The following is a 21,794-nucleotide window of genomic DNA, read 5'->3' as shown; positions in this document are numbered from 1 at the left end:
ACTAATAAATATATTGCATTGACAATCTGTAATATTCTTATTTGTTTACATTATCAATTTTTTGATAAGTAACATATGAATATACAGTCGGAATAACAATAATTACTACTAGAATAATAAGGAAAGGTATTCCATTGAAATTCATTCCGGTAATAGTTAATAATATATTTAAGATACCTCCTATAACCCATATCGGCGCGGCCATCCTATGAGTTCTTCTCCATACTTCTTCATTAGCGAGCGTCCAAGGAGTTTTTATCCCTACAAAGTAATTGAATTTGAATCTTCCCATAACATTTCCTATTGCAATAAATAGCAATGAAACCAATATTGGTATAAAAACTGACTGATTTATTACAACACCTCTAGCTATTAAAAACATAGTCATTTGTATTCCAAGTAAAAATATAACTAATAGGCATTTTAAATACTGATAAGTTGACTGAAAGCTATCATAATTTTTTCTTTTAGGATCTATATAAGGAAGTACAATAAATAATAAATAAATTCCTAAATTCACTAATGGAATGGCGAAAGCTCCCATAAATTTATTTCCATATCCGTTTACTTGTCCTTGTAAATCCCAGTGTATAGGTACTTTATCGGGAAGTGAAGGATAGAAATATGCTCCAAGTGCAAATCCTAATACAATAAGAATTAAAATTAGCCAATCTTTTTTTATAAAACTAGTTATCTTTTTCATTTTCAGCTCCTCCTTTATTAACATGTGCTGTATTAAAAAACCAATTAGTAACTTCCTGGAATACTGTAGTATCAAGCGAATAATAAATATATTGACCCTTGCGCTGATCAGTTACAAGCAATGATTGCTTTAATGCATTGAGATGGTGAGAAATACTTGGCTTGGTCATATCAAAATGCTCAGCTATTTCTCCTGCAGTCAAATCACCATCTTTTAATAATAAAATAATTTTCCTTCTTGTTGGATCTGCAAGTGCTTTAAATGGTAAATTTAGAATTGACATACTACCTTCTCCTTAAATTTAATTAGATGGTTAGATAATCGTCTAACTATCTAATTGTATTATATTCTTAATTTTTCAAAATGTGAATCTTTTATTTTTATAAATTCTATGTTATTTATGTCGGTAAGTAATAATGTGAATGTAACACAATAGTGATATGCTCTACTTAAAGTAGACAGATTTAAAAATAAAAACCTGCACATTAAGATGGTTTTTTTATGTGATTTCTAGAGCTGAACTTTGATTATTAGACAAATTTATACTATAATATACATAATTATGATTACTTTTATGGACCAAAGGATGGTGGAACTAACATGAAGAAAGCACTAAAAGCAGCATTTCCAGTAACGATTCCAGTTATGGTAGGATACTTATCAGTTGGATTAGCCTTTGGATTGCTATTTCAAAAATCTGGATATAATTTCTTGTGGACAGTGTTTATGAGTACAATTGTATATGCAGGGTCTACACAGTTTATAGCTATTAACTTATTAACAAGTGGGGCAGGACTTATTGAAATAGCCTTGATGACTCTGTTTGTGAGTATAAGACATATTTTTTACGGATTATCATTTATAGATAAATTCAAAGCCATGGGAAAGAGAAAAACGTATATGATTTTTTCGCTTACTGATGAGACCTACTCACTATTATGCTCTGCAAAAGCACCTGAGGGTGTCGACAGCAATTTATTTTTATTTTGTATATCATTTTTAAACCAAATATATTGGGTAATTGGTACGCTTATTGGATCTATTGCAGGGTCACTGATTACATTTAATACAAAGGGAATTGATTTTGCAATGACAGCTTTATTTGTGGTTATTTTTGTAGAACAGTGGGCTAGTTACAAAACGCATTTACCAGTACTAATTGGGGTTTCAGCTACTAGTTTATCACTCTTAATATTTGGAACTAATAATTTAATTTTGCCATCTATGATACTTATAACAGCAGCTTTAATGTTATTCAAGAAACAAATAGTTAGGAGCACTTATAAATTAAGTAGGGAGGAGATAAAGAATGAATGTTAACGTAAACTATACACTAAGTGCGATATTAGTTATCGCAGTTGTTACATTTGGGACGCGAGTAGCACCCTTTATCTTATTTGGAAAAGGTAAACCTACACCCAAATATATAGTGTACATAGGAAATTATTTACCACCAGCAATTATGGCTATGCTTATAATCTATTGCTTAAGAAATGTTCATTTATCTGCATTCCCTTTTGGAATGCCTGAAGTAATTGGAGTTGTTGTAGTAGCAGCTTTGCACATATGGAAGCGTAATAATTTAATTAGTATAATAGGTGGAACGGCTATATATATGATTGCAATTCAGATAGTTTTTGTATAGTCTAATACAATATTATATAATAATTTCTTAAGAGGGGTGAAAAATGTTAGTTATCTCAATAATTTTAGTGAATTTAGCATTAATTTTTTATACAGTTTCTATTTTAAATGAAGTCAAAAGAAAAACTTTGCTTCCTTGGCATGTTGTTATGTTTTGTATAGGTTTAGCTTGTGATATATTAGGAACTTTAATAATGTATGAGCTTGGTGGGAGTATGGTTAGGTTAGGAATTCATGATATATTAGGATTTATTGCTTTATTATTTATGTTAGTTAATGCAATTGGTTCAGTATTCGTATTAAAAAAATATAAAAATTTACTTAATAAGTTCTATAGATTTAGTGTATTTGCATGGAGTATTTGGCTTGTTTCTTATATTCTGGGTGTGACTACACATATGTAAAACTTCTGGGTTACTCTAATGAAATAAAGTTAGCGATTTATTCTATGGAAGGCCAATTAATATGTGAGCAAGGACATAAAAAACAGAGGAAATATAGTGTTTAATGAGATAATAGGCAATTGAAGAAATATCAAAAGCCTATTAAAGATTTATAACAAAATGATTTATATCTTACGCTGACTCTCATAAATTATTGATAAAAACCGTGTTTCATAAAAATTCAACGCTTTTGATTGTCTTATTTTTACTTGTGTATTTATAACTTCATAGTTGTCGAATAGTAATTCAACAATCCGTTTATCCAATAAATTATCATTTGCTTGTGTTTTTATAATCTTATAAATTTCGTTTCTATCCATTCCTTTTCTATAAGGTCTATCTTCGGATATGGCTGTAAATATATCTGCAACAGCCATTATTCTGGAACCGGTGCCAATTTCTTCATTAGTAAGATGAAATGGGTACCCGCTTCCATCTAATTTTTCATGATGATAAGCTGCCCACTCAGCTATTCGTTCCAAACCACCAATTGAATTTAACGTCCTAAATGTATGATAAGTATGGCACCTTATAATTGCAAACTCATCAACCGTTAATTTGGAAGGCTTCTCAAGAATACTGTTTGGTATTACTAATTTACCTATATCATGAAAATTTCCTGCTATCATCATTGATTTTACATCTAACTGTGCAAGTCCTAATAATTCAGATAACATTACTGCGCATTCTGATACACCCGATGTATGAGTAGCTGTAAATCTCGACTTAAAATCTATTAGATCCCGATACAAATTGGATATTAATGATACATCTTCTAATTCTATTTGCATGTTTTTAAACTGCCCGTTGTGCAATAACAACGAATGTAACCTAGGAGAAGTTAAATCTAACCAAAATTCCTCTCTTTTAGATAAATCAAGAAAATAAGTTACTATATTTTTATTTATAACTGTATCTGATAATTTTTTTATTGCTGATACTATATCGTTAATTTGATGTAAGATATATTTATTTCTATCTATTAATCTCTCAACATAATCAGATAACAAAATGATTTGAGAAGAAAAAACTACTGGATTTTCTATACCATCTTTCCAATCATTCCAATTCCTATGATGATTTCTTACTATCTTTGAAATCTTTCTTAACCATGGTATTTGTTCTAATAATAATTCCCCTCTTATCGTATGAATATTTTCATCTATTTCTTGAAAATTTTGAATAGCTATTTTTTCTTCCACGGATATTGCACCAATATCATGTAATAATGCAGCAGTAAAAATATTCTCTGTAATTTCTGGTTCTAAATTGGCTGTTTTTGATAATTCAAGTGCAATAAATGCTGTTCTATGTTGATGCTGCGCAACCAAGGGATTTGCTAAATCTGTTACTTCTGATAAAGATAATAGCAAATTACCTAAGTTTACGGATAATTGTTTCTTCATAAAATCATCCCCCTGATTTTGAAACTATTCATAGTATCGTTATACCCATGTTTTTTATATATATGACAATGATTTGAGGTTATTCTAAAACATTATTTATCATAAAGTCATTAGCAACTCCAATTAATACTACAAGAAAAGACGAATTTGGTCAAACAGCTGTATTTTTAAATACTGCTATAGTTTATTTTACCTTTTGGTATAAGCGTTTAGATTTTTGAGTGATTGGATAAAAAATTTGATGATTTTATCAAATTGAGTGGTAGCGTGACTTATAGGGAGTTGAATTTTAGTTAAATTGATGTTAAATTTAACAATAAAAAAGATTCCTGAAATATATTTTCAATATAAAAAGTTAGGAAAATTAATATGATATAATGTTTTTAATGAAGGTTTAAAATAAAATGTAAAATTTTAAGCCTAATAGGAGTTTTACACAAGCAAAGTATAGTGAATCGGATTATTTTTTATAAGAAAATAGGTTACTTAGGAGGAATTATTCATGAGGAAAGTTATTTTTTCAGAACTAGTAAATATTGATTCACTAAAAAAGATGGCTGAAAATATTTATGCTGCTGTAGGCATTCCTATTGGGATTGTTGATGTAGGCGGCACAATTATTATTGCAACAGGATGGCAGGATATATGTACTAAGTTTCATAGAGTACATCCAGTTACATGCATGAGATGTTCCATTAGTGATCAATATATTAGTGATCATATTATGGATGGTGGATATATATATAATAAATGTCTAAATAATATGTGGGATATTGCATTACCTATTGTTATTTCAGGACAGCGTTTGGCTACGATTGTTTTAGGGCAATTTTTTTATGAAAATGAAACAATAGATAAAGAACATTTTAAGGCGCAAGCAATAGAATTTGGTTTTGATGAAAAAGAGTATTTAGAAGCTTTAAGCAAGGTACCTGTCTACTCTAAAAAAAAGGTTGAGCATATAATCGAGTATTATAAAGGTCTCATCGTGACGCTGGCTGAAAGTGGTTTAAGGCAGCTTTCGTATGAAAGTTCTCAGAATGAACTTGAAAAAAGCCGAAAATATCTAAATACAATTTTTAATTCGGTAAGTGATTCAATATTCATTTATGATGTTTATGGAATAATAAAGGATGTAAATGAAACTGCCACCACTATGTTTGGTTATTCACGAAATGAATTAATTAGTATGAATGTAGTTGATATTATCTCAAAAAAATCTGGTAATACTGAAGTTGATAGAATAAAGGCATTAATTAATAAGAAAAGAAATGATGACCATTTGATACAAGAATTTATAGTGGAAAATAAAAGTAATAAAGAGTTTTGGGTAGAAGTTAATAGTCATGTTACAAAGATTCATGAAGATGAAATAATTATAGCAACTGTGCGAGATATAACAGAAAGAAAACAGAATGAATTAGCACTGCAGAATGAAGCTGTTGAAATTGAGAAGTTAAGAACTGAATTTTTTGCTAACATTTCTCATGAGCTAAGAACTCCCTTGAATATAATATTAGGTACAATACAAATTATTGGAATGTGCATTAATGACGAAGTAAACCTTATCAATAGGGAAAAGATTGTTAATAATATAAATATTGAAAAACATAATTGCTTTAGATTGCTAAAGGTAATAAACAATTTAATTGATTCAACTAAATTAGATGCAGGTCTTTTTGAACTGAATATGGTCAATTGTAATATTGTTAATATAGTGGAGGAAATTACTTTAGCTGTAGCTGAGTATACTAATAATGATGGCTTAAGTCTCATATTTGATACTGATATTGAGGAAAAGATAGTGGCTTGCGATCTAGATAAAATTGAAAGAATAATGCTTAAAATGCTAGCCAATTCTATAAAGTTTACAACTTCTGGTGGAAGCATATTTGTTAATATATCTGATGGTGAAGAATATATAACTATTTCAATTGAAGATACAGGCATAGGTATACCGGATGAAAAGGTTAATCTTATATTTGATAGATTTCGACAGGTAGATAAATCATTTACAAGAGATTGTGAAGGGAGCGGTATTGGCTTATCACTTGTTAAATCACTGGTGGAAATGCAAGGTGGAACAATAACAGTTGAGAGCAAATATGGGGTTGGTACTAAGTTTTTTATAAAATTTCCGGTTAAGGTATTGCAGTATAATACCAGTGAAGAAAGCATTAAGGCTATTGATAATAGCATAAACAATCTTGCGTACAGAATAAAAATTGAGTTTTCAGACATATATAAATTAGGTTCTGATGGACAACCTTCTGTGGGAATAATTTTACCTTGAGAGGTCTTAATATAATAAAGGAGGCGAAAACAATGTCAGAATGTATAGTTTGCAATGTTAAAGAATCAGAAATAATAGTAGAAAATACATATGCTTTTGTAATACTTAATTATTTCCCAGTAAATGATGGTCATTGCTTAATTATACCGAAGAGGCATTAGTTGAGTATGATGTATAAGACAGATGTAACTAACAAAGGAATAATTACTAGTGATTCCGTCCAATTTAAAGGAATAACTTTAGAGGATGATTCAAACTGTTCTACAGGGGACAATGATTATTTACTTCTTAAATTAAAGACTTCATTAAAAAGAGCAAGGACTATAGATATTATAGTAGGATTTTTAATGGAATCAGGAGTTAAATTACTTATTAACGATTTAAAACAGGTGGCGGGAAGTGGCGTTCGAATAAGAATCTTAACAGGAAACTATCTAAATATAACTCAACCTCAAGCCTTATATTTAGTAAAGGATGCTCTGGGAGATAAAGTAGATTTAAGGTTTTATAATATTAAGAATAAATCATTTCATCCTAAGTCATACATATTTGAATATAAAGAAGATGGAGATATATTTATAGGATCTTCTAATATGTCGAGTTCTGCATTAACTAGTGGCATTGAATGGAATTATAGATTAAATAAGAATAAAAACTTGGAGGACTTTACACATTTTAAAAATGTTTTTGAAGACTTATTTTTAAATCATTCTATAATTATTGATGATAATGAGATGAGGCGTTATTCAGCAGTTTGGAAAAGACCCAAAATATTTAATACTTTAGAAAGAGCTGAGGATAACGAAAAACAATATGGCACAGTAATTCCTCTGTATGAACCTAGAGGCGCACAGATTGAAGCTTTATATGAACTAAAGAAATGTAGAGAAGAAGGTTTAGACAAAGGATTAGTTGTTGCAGCAACAGGAATAGGTAAAACTTATTTAGCGGCTTTTGATTCAATTGGTTTTCATAAAGTATTATTTGTGGCCCATAGAGAAGAAATATTAAACCAGGCAGAAACCTCCTTTAAAAACATTAGGCCTAATATCAAAACTGGACTCTTTAGTGGTAAAAATAAAGAGACTAATAAAGATGTGTTATTTGCTACAGTACAAACCTTAGGACAAAAAAAGTATTTATGTGATGAATATTTTAAAAAAGATGAATTTGATTATATTATAATTGATGAATTCCATCATGCAGCGGCAGGTAATTACGGTAATATATTAGAATATTTCACTCCAAAATTTCTTCTAGGACTTACTGCAACCCCTGAGAGAATGGATAATAAAGATGTATTTGCTCTTTGTGATTACAATATTGTTTATGAGGTTAGATTAAAAGGTGCCATAGACAAAGGGTGGCTTGTTCCCTTTAGGTTTTATGGAGTCTTTGATGATACAGATTATGAAAAGATATCATTTAGAAATGGTAGATATGATGAGGTTGAGTTAGAAAGAGCCTTAATGATTAATAAACGTGCAGATTTAATCTTAAAACATTATAAAAAATACAATAGTAGAAGAGCTTTAGGCTTCTGTGCCAGCAGAAAACATGCGCAGTACATGAGTAAATATTTCAATGAAAATGGGATTAAGGCATGCGCCGTTGTAAGTGGTGAACAAACAAAGTTTACTATGGAAAGATGTGATGCAGTGGATAAGTTAAGAAAAGCAGAGCTAAATATTATATTCTCTGTGGATATGTTTAATGAAGGCTTAGATATTCCTGAAATTGATATGATTTTATTTTTAAGGCCAACAGAATCTCCTACCATTTTTCTTCAGCAACTTGGGAGAGGGTTAAGAAAATATAAGGACAAGATGTATGTAAACATATTAGACTTTATAGGTAATTATAAAAAAGCTCAATTGGTTCCATTTTTTCTTAGCGGGGATTTAAATGATATTGCAGGGAAAGTTAAGGGAGGTAAATTACCTAAAGAAGAAGAGTATCCTGATGACAGCATAGTAGATTTTGACTTTGAGGTAATTGATATATTTAAGAAGATGATTCAGCAACAAAAGAATATATTTGATCTAGTAGTGGAGGACTTTAATAGAATAAAAGGAGATTTGTTGACTAGACCTAGTAGACTTCAAATGTATACTTACATGGATGATGATCTTTACAATGTGGTAAGTTCAAGAGGGAAACTAAATATCTTTAATGACTATTTAGGTTTTCTAAATAAAATAAATGAAATTTCAGAAGGCGAGAAATTGATTTTAAATACTAAAGCGTATGCATTTTTAAATAACATTGAGAAAACATCAATAAGTAAAACTTATAAAATGCCATTACTCCTAGCCTTCTATAATAGTGGTAATATAAAATTAAAAATAGATGAAGAAACAATTTTTCAAAGCTTTAGGGAATTCTATACTAAACCGTCAAATGCAGTGGATCTTTTGAGACATAACTCAACTAAAAACTATAAAAACTTTAATAAAGAGGATTATCTAGGAATTGCAGAAAATCCAATAAAGGCATTCTTGAATTCTGCAGAAGAGTTTTTTTATAGAGATAAATCATATTTTTGTATGAATGATGATTTAGGTGAATTCATTAAAAATCCTGTATTTATAACTCACTTTAAAGATATTATTGATTATAGGACTAGAAGATTTTATAAAGAGAGACTTGAGAAGTTACAAAAATAATATAATAAATTAACCCTTCATAGAAAAAACTATGGAGGGTTTTGTCTATTCATAAACTTTTTCAAGAACTATGCCTTTTTCAAAGCCGCCTCTCTCTTCTTTCTTTTCATTTCTTTTGTTAATTAGATCTTTCTCTGAATATCCAAGATCATTTGCAAGACCAAATAAAACTTCCATAACATCAGCAAGTTCTTCTAAGTTCTTAGTTTCTAGATACTCAGATACTTCCTCGTTTAATTTGGTTTCAAGTAATGGTAGTAATTCTTCTTTTTTAGCATAGTGAATATCAAAGTTTTTACCTGAAGATTTAATGATTTCAGGGATTTTGTCGCGTACTAGTTTGTTGTAGATTTTCATGGTGGCCTCCTTGGGTGATAGTATTGGTTTATTATATAGCATAGGTGGGAATAAACCAATACTAGAGGGTATGCATTATAACCTAATGAGAATATTAAATGATAACCTCTGAAGTTAGAAATACATTGAATAGAAAATAAATTCAAAACGGTATTTGTCTATACTTCTGTAGTTCGGCAATAATTAAGCCAGAGGTGATTGAATCGATATAAAATTTTTCAATAGCGTGGGGTATCAGCATAAGATCCACAAGATTTTTTGCAGACTAGATTTAATTATAAGTGTTGGAATTATAGCAGGGTTTTGTAATATAATAGTATTATTATGAATTTAAAGAAAAAAATGTATATAGGGGGATTAAAATGAGAAACATGAAGAAATACCTAAGTCTTCTTTTGGGATTAATAATTATTTTTAGCTTAACTAGTTGTTTAAGTAAATCTAAAAATGACTCAACAACAGATGGTTCAAAAGTAATAGCCGATAAAAAGATAGCAGATGCGGAAATTATTGCAAATAAAAAAATAGCTGATGCAGAAATTGTAGCAAATAAAAAGATATCAGATGCAAAGATAGCAGCAGATGATAAAATATCAAATGAAAAATCAAAAGAAACAACACTTGCATCAGTATCATCAACGGAACAACCTGAACAATTTATATATAAGAATTACATTAATTATAGATATCAATTTTCTATTATGTATCCTAATACTCTTACCCTTATAAATGACCCTGATAATGGTGATGGGAGAGAATTAAAATCAATAGATGGAAAGGTTGTATTAACGATATATGGTAGCAACAATATACTGAATGAAACTATAGATTCAATGTATCATACAGCTATACAAAGCTCTAATCTTCCCTATAAAAAACAATCTGGAGATTGGTATGTAATATCTTATATAGAAGGCGATGATATAATATATGAAAAAACAGTAGTGGGGAAGGGTTCAATAAATACTTTTGTATTTAAATATCCAACCAATCAAAAGGACAAATATTCAAACGTTGTCGAACGGCTTAATAAAAGTTTTAAAACTCCTTCTACTAATGAAGGTCATTAATGTGGTTTGGTAATGTAAAGCAAAATACTGCACTCAGAAGGATATCCAGTGCAGTATTTCTAATCTGTTAATATTAAGGATGAGATATTTAAGTTATAGACCGATTTTTCAATGTTATTTATAATTTATTGAACAAATATGCTAATCCGATGCAACCCTTACATGCTGAATGGATGAAATATGCTTTTCGTCTCGGTAAATATGAACTACCAGCAGGTGAGAAATCAATGGAAACCGTTATCTTCTTATGTAAGGAGATAAATCTAGGAGGAGTACCAAATCCATTTCATAATAAGATTCAGTTCAATCTATAAATTTTGAAAATATACACAAATATGACATGCATCGTGAAAGGTATACCTTAAGAGACTAAATTTATAAAGAATAGTGTTCCAGCGATTACTGCTACAAAACCATATACCATTATTTTAGCTATCTTACGTTTTGAATAGTGCATTACACTCTCTTCTCCTTTTTTTATATAACTTTTAAAATTCTTGGAGTATAAACTTTTCTAATTTTTAAGCTTGTGAGTACTTTATCTAAATGCTTAACTTTGATTTCAGTATAAATAATAAGATTAGCATAAAAAAGACCAGACATCTCTTGAAAATAAAGGTAGCATATTTGTTGAAAGTGAGTTTGAGAAAGAAAGTAAGGTTATCAATGATCTTATCGATAAAAACGGGCCTCGTAGATTTTATAGTTGTAAATAAAAATTCTAAAAAAGTACTAACACATAAAAGATGATTTAATTAGAATACTTTAATAGATTAGTATTAAAATATCAATTAGAAAATTAGAGGAGTGTGAATTATATGCTAGCATTAATTGGTGGAATTGTTGTAATAATAGTAATACTTAAATTTATCGGCATATTTTAGTTAACATATTTTTTAAAGTAATTAATCTACTATTATAATGTAATTATAATAGTAGATTAATATAAGAAAGGTTGTGTTATAGATGGGTTTATTAAGTTGGATAGGTGCAATAGTAGTATGTCTTTGGGTTTTAGGACTTATATTTAGTATTGGCGGCGGTATGATACATATGTTACTTGTAATAGCGGTTATAGTATTCATAGTGGATATGATTTCAAAGAAAAGAATAAGATAAGGGCTTATATATTATTTATATTTAATTAAAGCCCCCTTTAATTAAATATAAATATATAAATTAAAAATGAATTAGTGTTACTTAGCTAGTTCTTTTTTATTTTCTTGCAAAAATTAATATGTGAAAGTAACACAATACCAATTGAGTTATTTTCACATTGAGATTAAAGTTCATTCTTTAACCCCTTTAAATATAATCTATGAATTCAAATCAATTCGTATTATGTTGAACTCAGATAATATTTAAGCATTTATTTCAATTACCACATATTACTAAATTAATGATACACTTTAACTATTATTGATTCCAAATTTAGTTGTATTCCGACTTAATATAACGTGGGGGAAGTACCCCTTTTCTTATACCATCGAAAATTTCTTTATGATCATATACATCAGAGTAAATATAATAATCAGCCAAATCCTTAGAATAAGCTTCCATAAAAGCTTGCATCTTACCCATATAGTATATTTCAAGTCCTTTTCTATTTGCAATGCTGTTATTAGCAGCATTTTTCATTTTAACTAGTAGTTCATTATTAGACATCATTAATTAAAACCCCTTTACTAATTTAAGCAAAATACCTACAATTTTTGAATTACTATCTAAAGATTATTTATTATGTATCAAATAATTGTAGCTCAGAAATTACATTCTGCTTTTTTATTTTTGTTGTGATAATTATCATTTTTTGTATGCATAAACATGCTAATTTATTTTTATCGATAATTTCAATTCCTTATCTTTTTCGGATCTTTTTTCAACTAAAGTTCCAGGATCTAAGTCAAGAAGAACCTCTACTTCTTCAACATTGATAGTAAATTTATATTTAGATAGTTCAATCATTAATTGTTGACCAGTGAGAACATTATTCTCTTTAAGCATCTTTATAGCCTTTCTAAATAATTGAGGGCGTTGTATCTTCCAAACATCATCATAAGGCTCAACCTTTCCCCATTTTTTATATGAGAATAGTTTCATTAGATTTTTATACTGAAGACTACTAATTCTATCTAATTGCCTTGCTCTCATGACCATTGCTGATATAGAAACTTTCCACTTTTTCTTTAACTGCAAATACGCTTCAAGGTTTGTTGGGTTTACTAAATCTGCGAAGAAATCATTTTTTGGCAATAAGAATGATGCTGCAAAATGATTTGCCTCAACTTCCAGTTCTTTGAATTCTTCATTTGATAATTCTTTAACATTACTTAATTTACTGTGAAGTATAATATGTCCTAATTCGTGTGCAGCATCGAAATTTCTGCTAACCATAGATTGTTTTTCGTTCCCCAATACTACACAAAATTGATGATGGTCCTTAATTTTATGAATTTGGGTAAATGCATCAATTTTGGTTGAAACAGTGGCTAAAGCCGATACAATTATCCCGTTCCTTTCTAATAAGTCAACAATGTTTTCTATTGGGTCATTATTTAGTCCCCAGAAACCCCTTAACTTTAAGGTCGCTTCCTCAATATCTATAACATTATTGTAATCAATGGTAGGCAACTCAAGTTTTGGAAATTTAAGATAGCCATTAAGGAAGTTATACAACCTAACAATTATTTCTGTTTTTATCTCTTCAGTATTTAAATCCAATTTTTTAACACCTGATAATGATCTGAAAAATGTATTTTCAACGTTAGTAGTCCTATTATCTATTTCAGTAAAAAAATCTAATGGAAACCTTAGGACGGATACTAATTGAAATAACACCTCTGATTTTGGTGCTATTATACCTTTTTCATATTGTGAAATAGCCTGTTTAGTAACACTAATCTCTTTCTCTAAATCACTTATAGTCATGTTTCTATATATTCTGGCTATTCTTAACCGATCTCCGTTAAAATTCATTATTAAGATTATTCACCTTAGCACCTCCAAAGGAAAAATTTTATTCTTTATATGTATTATACGATTTTATTATGTATTTGTCAAGTAAATATTTAAGAATTTAAGTAAAGTTAAGTTTCTACTGCTTTAATATCGTTTAGTCAACTGAACTATTTTACTATAATTAATATTAAAACACTATGGTCTACACCCTATGAATTATCATCACTAACACTAGTTATTGTTGAAATCTGGTTGGTGCTTAAGAGTACAATTTCACAGGGTACCACTGGAAACGTGCAGTCAGGTTTACTTTCTGCCAAAACAGCTAGTGGTGATACTATGACCTCGGAGGTCGTTACATAAACTGGAAGTTTATGTTTGCTTATCATTTCCATTGTCTACTTGGCAGGGGTCAGTTCAATCAGTAAGTGAAGTGTTTTTATTATAATCTACGACTAATCCTTAAATCCACCTACATATATTTGAGTGATTTTTAATATATAATAAATTAATCTACTATATGTTTTAAGTCTGTAATAATTTTCTTAAAATCGGTATTAAGTTCATCAACATAAAGTTCGTCCTCTTTTATATCATATTCATATTTATTCATATCACTATCAAGAAATGTCCTACTAAAAACCCTATTAGAAATTTTATTAATGATTTCTTCATATCTAACATTATCAAAATCATCATCCTTTAATATAAGTAATTTGCTTTTGCTTTCTAATTCTTGACCTACTATTTCTAAATCTGTATATATTTTATATAACCTATCTGTATCTCTAATGTTACAGGAAATTTTAGCAACATTCTTTATCCATTCTTTACTAAAAAACATTCGAGAAGGAATATTCTTAAATTCTTTATTCTTGCTATTAATATAAAGCCTTTTTAAATCATTTGAGCCCAAAATTAAATCATAATAAACAATTAAACTATTTTCTCTGAGGTCTGATTCTGCTTGAATGTTTTTACTAATATTCAAACTAATTATAACAGCTACAAGAGTTGCTAACCCAGCAAGTATACCACCTATATAACTACCTAGAAAAGTTGACCAATCAGAATTAGTTATATTTGGTTTAATAAAAAAGAAATTATTTAATATAAATGGAATCGCAATGCTTAGAATTATACTTACAAATAGAATAACTATAATATAGCCATTTCTTCGTAAAAATTTAAAATCCATAATTTCACCTCCATTATTATATTACTGCACTCTTGGAAACACTTAAGGCATTGCTAACTCTTGATTCATTTTTGCTCAAAAATCAACTTCACCTCAGAATTTCTTCGTGCTATATATTATACCCAATATCAAAGTTTTGTTGAAACATTTTTAGAAAAATTTTTTATTCGAAATAATCAACAAATTACTTTGTTTGAGCGTAGTTCAATAATAACAAAAATCTGGTTATTCAAGTCTCCTGTATACATAACTAAGCACTCAACTTAAATTAATTGTTGAAAAAGGTTGAAATATAGCGACATTTGTGATACAATATAATCATAATATTCTAAGTTTTCCGCAAATTTAAATTTGTGTAGTATTAGACGTAAAATTTAGGTATTAACACCTTTTTTAAAAAAATAGTTTATAAAGGAGTGATATATGTATGGGATTCTTACGTTGGATAGCAGGAATATTAATAATTTTCTGGTTATTGGGATTGGTGCTTAATATTGGTGGTGGCCTGATACACGCATTAATTGTCATAGCTGTTATATTATTCGTTTTTGATGTTATTGGTAGAAGAGGACGATAATAGAAAGTGTTATTTTAAATATAACTCAGCACCATTTTACAAAAAAATAAAATATGAAAGGGATGTTACTTTGTTAAACAAAGCCAAAACACTAAAGAATTACAAATTAAGCTGTATAGACGGAGAAATAGGTAAGGTCAAAGAATTCTATTTTGATGACCACTTTTGGACAATTCGCTATTTGATTGTAAACACAGGAAATTGGTTAACTGGTAGACAAGTAATAATCTCACCGTATGCATTAGACGGGGTTAATAAAGAAGAACAATCCATCACCGTTAATCTCACCAAGAATCAGATTGAAAACAGTCCGTCTTTGTATAATGATGAACCTATATCACGACAATATGAAGAAGATTACTATAAATATTATGAATGGCCCGTATATTGGAGTGGATCAAACATATGGGGAACAAATGGACTTTATCCTTGCATAGAGGGTAGTCAAGACCAAGAAAAATTAATGGTATCACCTCAAGTTTACGAACAGTGGGAAAACCATTTACACATCGCTAGCGATGTAATTGGGTACGACATCCAAGCTACAGATGGCACGATTGGACATGTTGAGGATTTTATCATCGATGATAAAACATTGGCGATTCGTTACCTAATCATTGATACAAAGAATTGGTGGCCGGGGAAAAAGGTTCTTATTTCACCAAAATGGATAGAACGCGTTAGTTGGGATGAATCTAAAGTATTCATCACTCTTCTTCGTGAAGACATAAAGCAGTCACCGGAATATACAGATGAAGTTCTGTTAACCCGAGATTACGAGAATGGACTGTATCAACATTATAATCAACAGGGATACTGGATCGATGAACTGGATTCCAATGAACATTTACGCTAAAACAGGTGAGCGAGAATCTACACTTTTTTAATATAACTGTATGCCGGTGTAAATGTATATGTTAATAAAGAACTAATTAATTAAACGGCAATGGTATAAATTGTATTTACCATTGCCGTTTTTGTTTCATTGCTACAGAGACCCCTAACATGTTGTTATTAAACTTAATTGGTTATGGTGTAATATTCTATACATTAATTATAATTGTTTTCTTTTTTGTTACAGAAAAACTAATAGATAGAGAAAAAAAGGAGTATGACAGAATAAACTTACAAGAGAACACAGAAAAATTAAAGAGGGGCTAACCCTTCTTATAATCGGGTCTTTTTGCTAACAAAATCATTTGAACTATAGATGTGATGCAAAGTGAACGATATAAAAACATAAAGGAGTGTGAATTATATGTTAGCATTAATTGGTGGAATTGTTGTTATTATTATAATACTAAAAGTCTTGCATATTTTTTAGTTGTTATAAAGCGATCAGCAATTAAAAAAATAAAGTTTGTAATATAATAATTAATCTAAAAATTATGCAAGTATATGAATGTATTAAATAAAATTGGAATTAGGATAAAATAAATGGAGGTGCAAAATGTCAAATTTAAAAAATAAAGTTGAGAATGTAAAGGATAAAGTTACAGGAAAAACTAAGGAGGCTGCTGGAAGGGCCACCGCGAGTCAAGAGATGGAACTCAAAGGGAAACTTCAGTACCAAAAAGGTGATATAAAGGAGAAAGTTGATAAAAGATAAAATATATAATAATTAAATTACATACAAGAAGCATAATAATGGAGGTGAAATTGTGAATTTTAAATTTTTACGAAGAAATGGCGATATTATAGTTGTCATAATTGTAAGTATAATTCTATGTATTGCGATTCCATTTATATTAAATAGTTTCGTTTTTAATAAACCCAATATAACTAGTTCTAATTGGTTAGTTTTTTTAGGTAGTTATCTAGGTGGTATAATTTCCGGGTTAGCAACTCTTGTAGCTGTTATAATTAGTTTAAATATTAGTAGAAATATTCAAGCAGAATCAGAACTCAGAGAAAATAGTTTAATTATTTATTATGATTTGATTTTGGGCTCAAATGATTTAAAAAGGCTTTATATTAATAGCAAGAATAAAGAATTTATGAATATTCCTACTCGAATGTTTTTTAGTAAAGAATGGATAAATAATGTTGCTAAAATTTCCCGTAACATTAGAGATACAGATAAGTTATATAAACTATATACAGATTTAGAAATAGTAGGTCAAGAATTAAAAAGCAAAAGCAAATTACTTATATTAAAGGATGATGATTTTGATAATGTTAGATATGAAGAAATCATTAATAAAATTTCAAATAGGGTTTTTAGTAGGTCATTCCTTGATAGTGATATGAATAAATATGAATATGATATAAAAGAGGATGAGCTTTATGTTGATGAACTTAATGACGATTTTAAGAAAATTATTACAGACTTAAAATATGTGATAGATTAGTTTATTATTTACTAAAAACCACTTTAATATATGTAGGTGGATTTAAGGATTAGCCGTTATATAGCTAGTTTTTTTTATTATTTGCCACCATTGATTATGTGATTACATAGTAGTGATTAAAAAAAGTGATACAAGAGACGCACGATAAAAAATATAAAGAAGCTAAAGCGTTAAATAATGAAAGGATTGCCAAGAGATCCGAAAAAAATCTAAATGAATTGTCCCAGAGGGCGATAAAAGGCGTAAGAAATAAATAAATCACATTAATAAGTCTCCCAACTCTCAAAAATCAGCCTTAGAAGCTAATTAATGATCCAATTCAAATATGTACTTCTAATACATATATTAGCGTTAGAAAGACTTTATTAAATACATATGTTCAATTAAGATTGAGTATATCATTTAGTCTGGTGTATCAGTTAAAAATATTAAATGTGTATTTATAATGTAAAGGGGGTATTAAAAAAATGAAAATAAAAGAAAAGCTAAAGAAGTTAATTAGAATTTTAGGCCCGGGGTTTATATCAGGAGCATCAGATGATGACCCTTCTGGCATTGCAACATACTCTCAGACTGGAGCACAGTTTGGTTTCGGTCAATTATGGGTTGCTCTGTTTTCATTTCCTTTTATGGTGGTTATTCAGGAGATGTGTGGTCGAATTGGTATGGTAAGCGCGAAAGGACTCTCCGGTGTAATAAAAGAGCATTACTCAAAAAAAATATTATACTTTGCTGTGACATTACTAACAATTGCTAATGTAATTAATATTGGAGCTGATTTAGGTGCTATGGCTTCTGCTGGTCAACTTATCATTGGAATACCATTTATTTTTTGGCTGGTAGGTATAGCCATATTAATAGTTATTTTAGAAATAGCTGTTACATATAAAGTATATGCTAAGTTTTTAAAATATATGGCATTAACGTTATTTACTTATATTATAACCGCTTTCATCATCAAAGTAGATTGGTCGAAAGTTCTTTATTCAACACTTGTGCCGAGTTTTTCTACAAGTAAAGACTATCTTCTAAATATTGTGGCTATACTCGGAACAACTATCTCGCCTTACTTATTCTTTTGGCAGACTAATCAGGAGGTTGAGGAGGGACATGAAAAAAATAAATTAGGTTTAAAAGCTGTAGGTACAGCAAAAGGTATACCGGATGTAAAAAAAGTGGATGTACGGGATATGAAAATTGATACCAATGTAGGCATGCTATTTTCTAATATTGTTATGTTTTTCATTATTGTAACTACTGCATCTACTTTGAAAACACATGGGATAACCCATATAGACACTGCCACCCAAGCAGCTCAAGCATTAAAACCGCTTGCTGGAAATTTTGCATCTTTGTTATTTGCTGTGGGCATCTTAGGTACAGGCCTACTCGCAGTACCTGTTTTAGCTGGTTCTGCTGCATATGCTATATCCGAAGTCTTTAACTGGAAAGAGGGCCTAAATAAAAAAATTAAAAGAGCGCCTGGCTTTTATGGTGTAATCATAGTAGCTGCGGTAATTGGAGTTATCATAAACTTTCTTCCAATTAAACCCTTTAAGATGTTATATTATACTGCCATTATTAACGGTATTGCTGCGCCGCCACTAATGGTTTTAGTTATGTTAATATCAAACAATAAAAAAATCATGGGTAAGTACTCAAATTCTACTTTTTCTAACATTATGGGGTGGATAATAACAGTTATTATGGCAATTGCTTCTATTGGACTTTTGGTTAGCCTCTTTTTTTAGGGCTTCTGTATCCATTATTTTTATAATTTGGTATACATAAAATAAAATTATATTTAAGGTTGAGTAAAAAAACTAGTTACATGGTAAACATAGAAAAGGTATAACATTGCCTATGTATTTATTATAATGTAAAATAACTAGTTAGAGAGGGCAGAAGAAAATGAAAATAGATAAAAAATTATTACAATACTGCTTATATGCCACGATAACCGTGCTACTAATTTATATGAGTATAACAATTTTCAATAATATAAGAGATATATTATCTTTATTATCAATCATAATAGGAGATATTATTGGAATTATAAAGCCACTTCTTATGGCATTAGTAATTGTTTACTTATTGAAGCCGGGTGTGAAAGGTATTGAAAATTTCTTGGAAAAGAAAAAAATATTTAAAAGAGCAACACCCAGAAGGGTAGTGGGAATTTCAGGAATGTATATATTAGTAATAGCTGTTTTTGCAGCTATTACTAGTGGAATATATATTATGATTGGTGGAAAAATATCTAATAATATAACCATATCTACGATGATAGGATATCTGAATAATTATTTAAATAATCCGACATCAGTAGTTAGTTCTACTATTACTAATAAATTACAAAGTTCGAATATTTCGATGCTAGGAAATCTACATGAAAAGATTATCCAGGTTGTAAGTTATGTTCAGTCATATTTTTCGACAAGCATAGAAGTAATGACAGCTTCTATGCTATCTATAGGAGGCAATATAGTTTCATTTTTCATAGCAATAGTATTAAGTATATATTTAATGCAAGACTCAGAATACTTTATGAATTTATGGAATAAAATTTTTAATCTTATATTTGGAAAAAGTAAATCAGGAAATATATTAAAAGAAATACTATCTGTTATTAATAGTACGTTTTATAAATATATGAGGGGACAATTAGTAGAAGCTTGCTTTGTAGGAGTTCTGTCAGTTATTGTACTGTATTTCATTGGAATAGATTATGCTTTAATAATAGGAATTATTGCAGGCATTTGTAACATGATACCATATATTGGACCTATTATTGGAACTATTCTCGCAGTAATTATTGCTTTACTAAGTGGACAACCCATTAAGGCAATATGGATAATAATTGGAATGCTTGTAATTCAACAAGTGGATAATAGCTTGTTAGCACCAAAAATTGTTGGAGATAGTGTAGGTTTGCATCCAGTATTCATTATGCTTGCGATTATTATAGGTGGTAATGTAGGTGGACTTTTAGGGATGCTAATAGCTGTACCGGTTACTGCATCTTTGAAAATATTACTTAGTAGATGGTATACTTCTCACATGCAACGATTGAACTAATACGCTATTTCTTGACATATAAATTAATTCTTCATATTTTAAAATAATTTTCATTTATAATTGAATACAGAGACCTAAATATAGCTGAAATAGATGACTCGTAGAGGTATAATGACTTTGAATATGTAGTATACTGGAGCACCTAGTACTTATATGTTATGATAAATACATAGCAACTCAACTCAATATTTTTTTTAATTAAAGTCCCCCTTTAATTAAATATAAGTATATAAAATAAAAAAGAATTAGTGTTAATTTTTAATTAGCTAGTTCTTTTTTATTTTTTTGCAGAAAAATAATTAATAAGTTCAAAGTAACTCAGTGGTAATTGTGTTACTTTCACATTGGCTATATTGCTCATTCCTTAAAAATTTCAATTTGAATGTAACATATTGTATTGACTTGTTACGTTGAATGTATTATAAATTAAAAATTATGTAAAAATTTAAATAATAGAAAGATTATAAATTTGGTTCTTTTTTATTATGTAATGAAGTGATTTTGTTTCTATTAATACTTATAAGTTTATAAAATTCGTATTTAATATTAAAAACGAACTATGGCTATATTACTTGATTTCATAACCTCATTAAATTATATACGAACTTAACGTTAATAGCAGCTAAGGGCGATATTACGATATTATCATAATTAAAGAATTAAAGAATTAATGGATATGTAAAAATTATATATATACACCAAAGGAGCTTCAATACTTTTTAGAGAGATATATAAAGGTTATTACAAGTATAGTTTATAAAACAAAGTTAGTGCTTAAGACGCTTTGAGGACTATTTTAAATTACTTAAAACGCTACTTTACGAACCAGTTGGTTTCAGGTGAACATGTTAACGTCTTGCTAATCTATATTTAACAAAACAACTGCATGTAAAAATTATTGAAGTAGTTTTGTTAATTGATATTAAAAAAATTCATAAATAATAGAGTATCCACCAATTAAGCTTTTATATTATTCACAAAAACAGCTAAATATAGGTATAACTAATATAGAAGTAGATGAACATTTAATTAAGATATATGATATAGAAA

Annotated in this window: 21 protein-coding genes; 14 read left to right on the top strand and 7 right to left on the bottom strand. The window is 29.0% G+C overall.

Annotation, left to right across the window (positions count from 1 at the left end):
- Nucleotides 1-37: 37 nt before the first annotated feature.
- Both LGK95_RS03890 and LGK95_RS03885 read right to left on the bottom strand, forming a co-directional pair.
- Nucleotides 38-703: an SdpI family protein gene (locus LGK95_RS03890; protein ID WP_226122429.1), complete on the bottom strand. Its 666-nt coding sequence runs from the start codon at nt 701-703 to the stop codon at nt 38-40.
- Nucleotides 687-986: an autorepressor SdpR family transcription factor gene (locus tag LGK95_RS03885; protein ID WP_226122418.1), complete on the bottom strand. Its 300-nt coding sequence runs from the start codon at nt 984-986 to the stop codon at nt 687-689. The genes LGK95_RS03890 and LGK95_RS03885 overlap by 17 nt, the downstream gene beginning before the upstream one ends.
- 317 nt (nt 987-1,303) lie before the next feature.
- On the opposite strand from LGK95_RS03885, the gene LGK95_RS03880 reads away from it, so the two are divergent.
- Genes LGK95_RS03880 through LGK95_RS03870 form a run of 3 tightly spaced genes read left to right on the top strand, consistent with a single transcriptional unit; the run spans nt 1,304 to nt 2,751 of the window.
- A complete protein-coding gene (locus LGK95_RS03880) occupies nt 1,304-2,023 on the top strand; it encodes an AzlC family ABC transporter permease (protein WP_226122416.1) in 720 nt (239 codons plus the stop codon).
- A complete protein-coding gene (locus LGK95_RS03875; RefSeq protein WP_226122414.1) occupies nt 2,013-2,348 on the top strand; it encodes a branched-chain amino acid transporter permease in 336 nt (111 codons plus the stop codon). Before LGK95_RS03880 ends, LGK95_RS03875 begins: the two co-directional genes overlap by 11 nt.
- Before the next feature lie 43 nt (nt 2,349-2,391).
- On the top strand, nt 2,392-2,751 hold the full coding sequence (locus LGK95_RS03870; RefSeq protein ID WP_226122412.1) for an HsmA family protein: 360 nt from the start codon (nt 2,392-2,394) through the stop codon (nt 2,749-2,751).
- 164 nt (nt 2,752-2,915) lie between these two features.
- Here LGK95_RS03870 and LGK95_RS03865 read toward each other — a convergent pair whose 3' ends face one another.
- Complete coding sequence (locus LGK95_RS03865) at nt 2,916-4,196, bottom strand: HD domain-containing phosphohydrolase (protein ID WP_226122410.1); 1,281 nt, start codon at nt 4,194-4,196, stop codon at nt 2,916-2,918.
- A 502-nt stretch (nt 4,197-4,698) separates the two neighbouring features.
- Between LGK95_RS03865 and LGK95_RS03860 the strand changes: the two genes are divergently transcribed.
- Genes LGK95_RS03860 through LGK95_RS03850 form a run of 3 tightly spaced genes read left to right on the top strand, consistent with a single transcriptional unit; the run spans nt 4,699 to nt 9,155 of the window.
- Nucleotides 4,699-6,489, top strand: a complete 1,791-nt coding sequence (locus LGK95_RS03860; RefSeq protein ID WP_226122408.1) for a PocR ligand-binding domain-containing protein — start codon at nt 4,699-4,701, stop codon at nt 6,487-6,489.
- A gap of 32 nt (nt 6,490-6,521) precedes the next feature.
- Nucleotides 6,522-6,650, top strand: a complete 129-nt coding sequence (locus LGK95_RS03855; RefSeq protein WP_226122406.1) for an HIT family protein — start codon at nt 6,522-6,524, stop codon at nt 6,648-6,650.
- 9 nt (nt 6,651-6,659) lie between these two features.
- On the top strand, nt 6,660-9,155 hold the full coding sequence (locus tag LGK95_RS03850) for a DEAD/DEAH box helicase family protein (protein ID WP_404814403.1): 2,496 nt from the start codon (nt 6,660-6,662) through the stop codon (nt 9,153-9,155).
- A 45-nt stretch (nt 9,156-9,200) separates the two neighbouring features.
- Here LGK95_RS03850 and LGK95_RS03845 read toward each other — a convergent pair whose 3' ends face one another.
- Nucleotides 9,201-9,512 (bottom strand): nucleoside triphosphate pyrophosphohydrolase, encoded by a 312-nt coding sequence (locus LGK95_RS03845; RefSeq protein ID WP_226122395.1) that lies wholly within the window; start codon nt 9,510-9,512, stop codon nt 9,201-9,203.
- A 362-nt stretch (nt 9,513-9,874) separates the two neighbouring features.
- Here LGK95_RS03845 and LGK95_RS03840 point away from each other — a divergent pair, with 362 nt between their 5' ends.
- Nucleotides 9,875-10,582, top strand: coding sequence for a hypothetical protein (locus LGK95_RS03840; protein WP_226122393.1), 708 nt, complete (start codon nt 9,875-9,877; stop codon nt 10,580-10,582).
- Between the two features lie 966 nt (nt 10,583-11,548).
- Nucleotides 11,549-11,701 carry a lmo0937 family membrane protein gene (locus LGK95_RS03835; protein ID WP_226122391.1) on the top strand — a complete coding sequence of 51 codons (153 nt, stop codon included), beginning with the start codon at nt 11,549-11,551 and terminating at the stop codon, nt 11,699-11,701.
- 312 nt (nt 11,702-12,013) lie between these two features.
- Here LGK95_RS03835 and LGK95_RS03830 read toward each other — a convergent pair whose 3' ends face one another.
- The 3 genes from LGK95_RS03830 to LGK95_RS03820 form a co-directional block, all read right to left on the bottom strand.
- Entirely contained in the window at nt 12,014-12,250 is a 237-nt protein-coding gene (locus LGK95_RS03830; protein WP_226122389.1) for a hypothetical protein, read from the bottom strand.
- A 159-nt stretch (nt 12,251-12,409) separates the two neighbouring features.
- Nucleotides 12,410-13,558 (bottom strand): helix-turn-helix domain-containing protein, encoded by a 1,149-nt coding sequence (locus LGK95_RS03825; protein ID WP_226122388.1) that lies wholly within the window; start codon nt 13,556-13,558, stop codon nt 12,410-12,412.
- Between the two features lie 490 nt (nt 13,559-14,048).
- Entirely contained in the window at nt 14,049-14,738 is a 690-nt protein-coding gene (locus tag LGK95_RS03820; protein WP_226122383.1) for a hypothetical protein, read from the bottom strand.
- 427 nt (nt 14,739-15,165) lie between these two features.
- Here LGK95_RS03820 and LGK95_RS03815 point away from each other — a divergent pair, with 427 nt between their 5' ends.
- The 6 genes from LGK95_RS03815 (at nt 15,166) to LGK95_RS03790 (ending at nt 20,744) form a co-directional block, all read left to right on the top strand.
- The gene (locus LGK95_RS03815) at nt 15,166-15,315 is read left to right on the top strand and encodes a lmo0937 family membrane protein (RefSeq protein WP_124997758.1); all 150 of its coding nucleotides are present in this window, start codon (nt 15,166-15,168) and stop codon (nt 15,313-15,315) included.
- The gene (locus LGK95_RS03810) at nt 15,296-16,171 is read left to right on the top strand and encodes a PRC-barrel domain containing protein (protein ID WP_226122382.1); all 876 of its coding nucleotides are present in this window, start codon (nt 15,296-15,298) and stop codon (nt 16,169-16,171) included. The genes LGK95_RS03815 and LGK95_RS03810 overlap by 20 nt, the downstream gene beginning before the upstream one ends.
- 594 nt (nt 16,172-16,765) lie before the next feature.
- A complete protein-coding gene (locus tag LGK95_RS03805) occupies nt 16,766-16,924 on the top strand; it encodes a CsbD family protein (RefSeq protein ID WP_226122381.1) in 159 nt (52 codons plus the stop codon).
- 52 nt (nt 16,925-16,976) lie between these two features.
- Nucleotides 16,977-17,666, top strand: coding sequence for a hypothetical protein (locus LGK95_RS03800; RefSeq protein ID WP_226122380.1), 690 nt, complete (start codon nt 16,977-16,979; stop codon nt 17,664-17,666).
- Nucleotides 17,667-18,133: 467 nt separating this feature from the next.
- On the top strand, nt 18,134-19,417 hold the full coding sequence (locus tag LGK95_RS03795) for an Nramp family divalent metal transporter (RefSeq protein ID WP_226122377.1): 1,284 nt from the start codon (nt 18,134-18,136) through the stop codon (nt 19,415-19,417).
- A 160-nt stretch (nt 19,418-19,577) separates the two neighbouring features.
- On the top strand, nt 19,578-20,744 hold the full coding sequence (locus LGK95_RS03790) for an AI-2E family transporter (protein ID WP_226122375.1): 1,167 nt from the start codon (nt 19,578-19,580) through the stop codon (nt 20,742-20,744).
- Nucleotides 20,745-21,794: the final 1,050 nt, after the last annotated feature.

This window comes from Clostridium algoriphilum (assembly GCF_020443705.1).
GTDB classification, from domain to species: Bacteria; Bacillota; Clostridia; order Clostridiales; family Clostridiaceae; genus Clostridium_AD; species Clostridium_AD algoriphilum.
Note: the sequence above shows the minus strand (reverse complement) of the source record. Positions and strands in the feature narration are given on the sequence as shown.

What these genes read in the sequence shown, in the direction of transcription:
- LGK95_RS03890 (WP_226122429.1), bottom strand. Translation starts at nt 703, where the DNA reads ATGAAAAAGATAACTAGTTTTATAAAAAAAGATTGGCTAATTTTAATT.
- LGK95_RS03885 (WP_226122418.1), bottom strand. Translation starts at nt 986, where the DNA reads ATGTCAATTCTAAATTTACCATTTAAAGCACTTGCAGATCCAACAAGA.
- LGK95_RS03880 (WP_226122416.1), top strand. Translation starts at nt 1,304, where the DNA reads ATGAAGAAAGCACTAAAAGCAGCATTTCCAGTAACGATTCCAGTTATG.
- LGK95_RS03875 (WP_226122414.1), top strand. Translation starts at nt 2,013, where the DNA reads ATGAATGTTAACGTAAACTATACACTAAGTGCGATATTAGTTATCGCA.
- LGK95_RS03870 (WP_226122412.1), top strand. Translation starts at nt 2,392, where the DNA reads ATGTTAGTTATCTCAATAATTTTAGTGAATTTAGCATTAATTTTTTAT.
- LGK95_RS03865 (WP_226122410.1), bottom strand. Translation starts at nt 4,196, where the DNA reads ATGAAGAAACAATTATCCGTAAACTTAGGTAATTTGCTATTATCTTTA.
- LGK95_RS03860 (WP_226122408.1), top strand. Translation starts at nt 4,699, where the DNA reads ATGAGGAAAGTTATTTTTTCAGAACTAGTAAATATTGATTCACTAAAA.
- LGK95_RS03855 (WP_226122406.1), top strand. Translation starts at nt 6,522, where the DNA reads ATGTCAGAATGTATAGTTTGCAATGTTAAAGAATCAGAAATAATAGTA.
- LGK95_RS03850 (WP_404814403.1), top strand. Translation starts at nt 6,660, where the DNA reads ATGTATAAGACAGATGTAACTAACAAAGGAATAATTACTAGTGATTCC.
- LGK95_RS03845 (WP_226122395.1), bottom strand. Translation starts at nt 9,512, where the DNA reads ATGAAAATCTACAACAAACTAGTACGCGACAAAATCCCTGAAATCATT.
- LGK95_RS03840 (WP_226122393.1), top strand. Translation starts at nt 9,875, where the DNA reads ATGAGAAACATGAAGAAATACCTAAGTCTTCTTTTGGGATTAATAATT.
- LGK95_RS03835 (WP_226122391.1), top strand. Translation starts at nt 11,549, where the DNA reads ATGGGTTTATTAAGTTGGATAGGTGCAATAGTAGTATGTCTTTGGGTT.
- LGK95_RS03830 (WP_226122389.1), bottom strand. Translation starts at nt 12,250, where the DNA reads ATGATGTCTAATAATGAACTACTAGTTAAAATGAAAAATGCTGCTAAT.
- LGK95_RS03825 (WP_226122388.1), bottom strand. Translation starts at nt 13,558, where the DNA reads ATGAATTTTAACGGAGATCGGTTAAGAATAGCCAGAATATATAGAAAC.
- LGK95_RS03820 (WP_226122383.1), bottom strand. Translation starts at nt 14,738, where the DNA reads ATGGATTTTAAATTTTTACGAAGAAATGGCTATATTATAGTTATTCTA.
- LGK95_RS03815 (WP_124997758.1), top strand. Translation starts at nt 15,166, where the DNA reads ATGGGATTCTTACGTTGGATAGCAGGAATATTAATAATTTTCTGGTTA.
- LGK95_RS03805 (WP_226122381.1), top strand. Translation starts at nt 16,766, where the DNA reads ATGTCAAATTTAAAAAATAAAGTTGAGAATGTAAAGGATAAAGTTACA.
- LGK95_RS03795 (WP_226122377.1), top strand. Translation starts at nt 18,134, where the DNA reads ATGAAAATAAAAGAAAAGCTAAAGAAGTTAATTAGAATTTTAGGCCCG.
- LGK95_RS03790 (WP_226122375.1), top strand. Translation starts at nt 19,578, where the DNA reads ATGAAAATAGATAAAAAATTATTACAATACTGCTTATATGCCACGATA.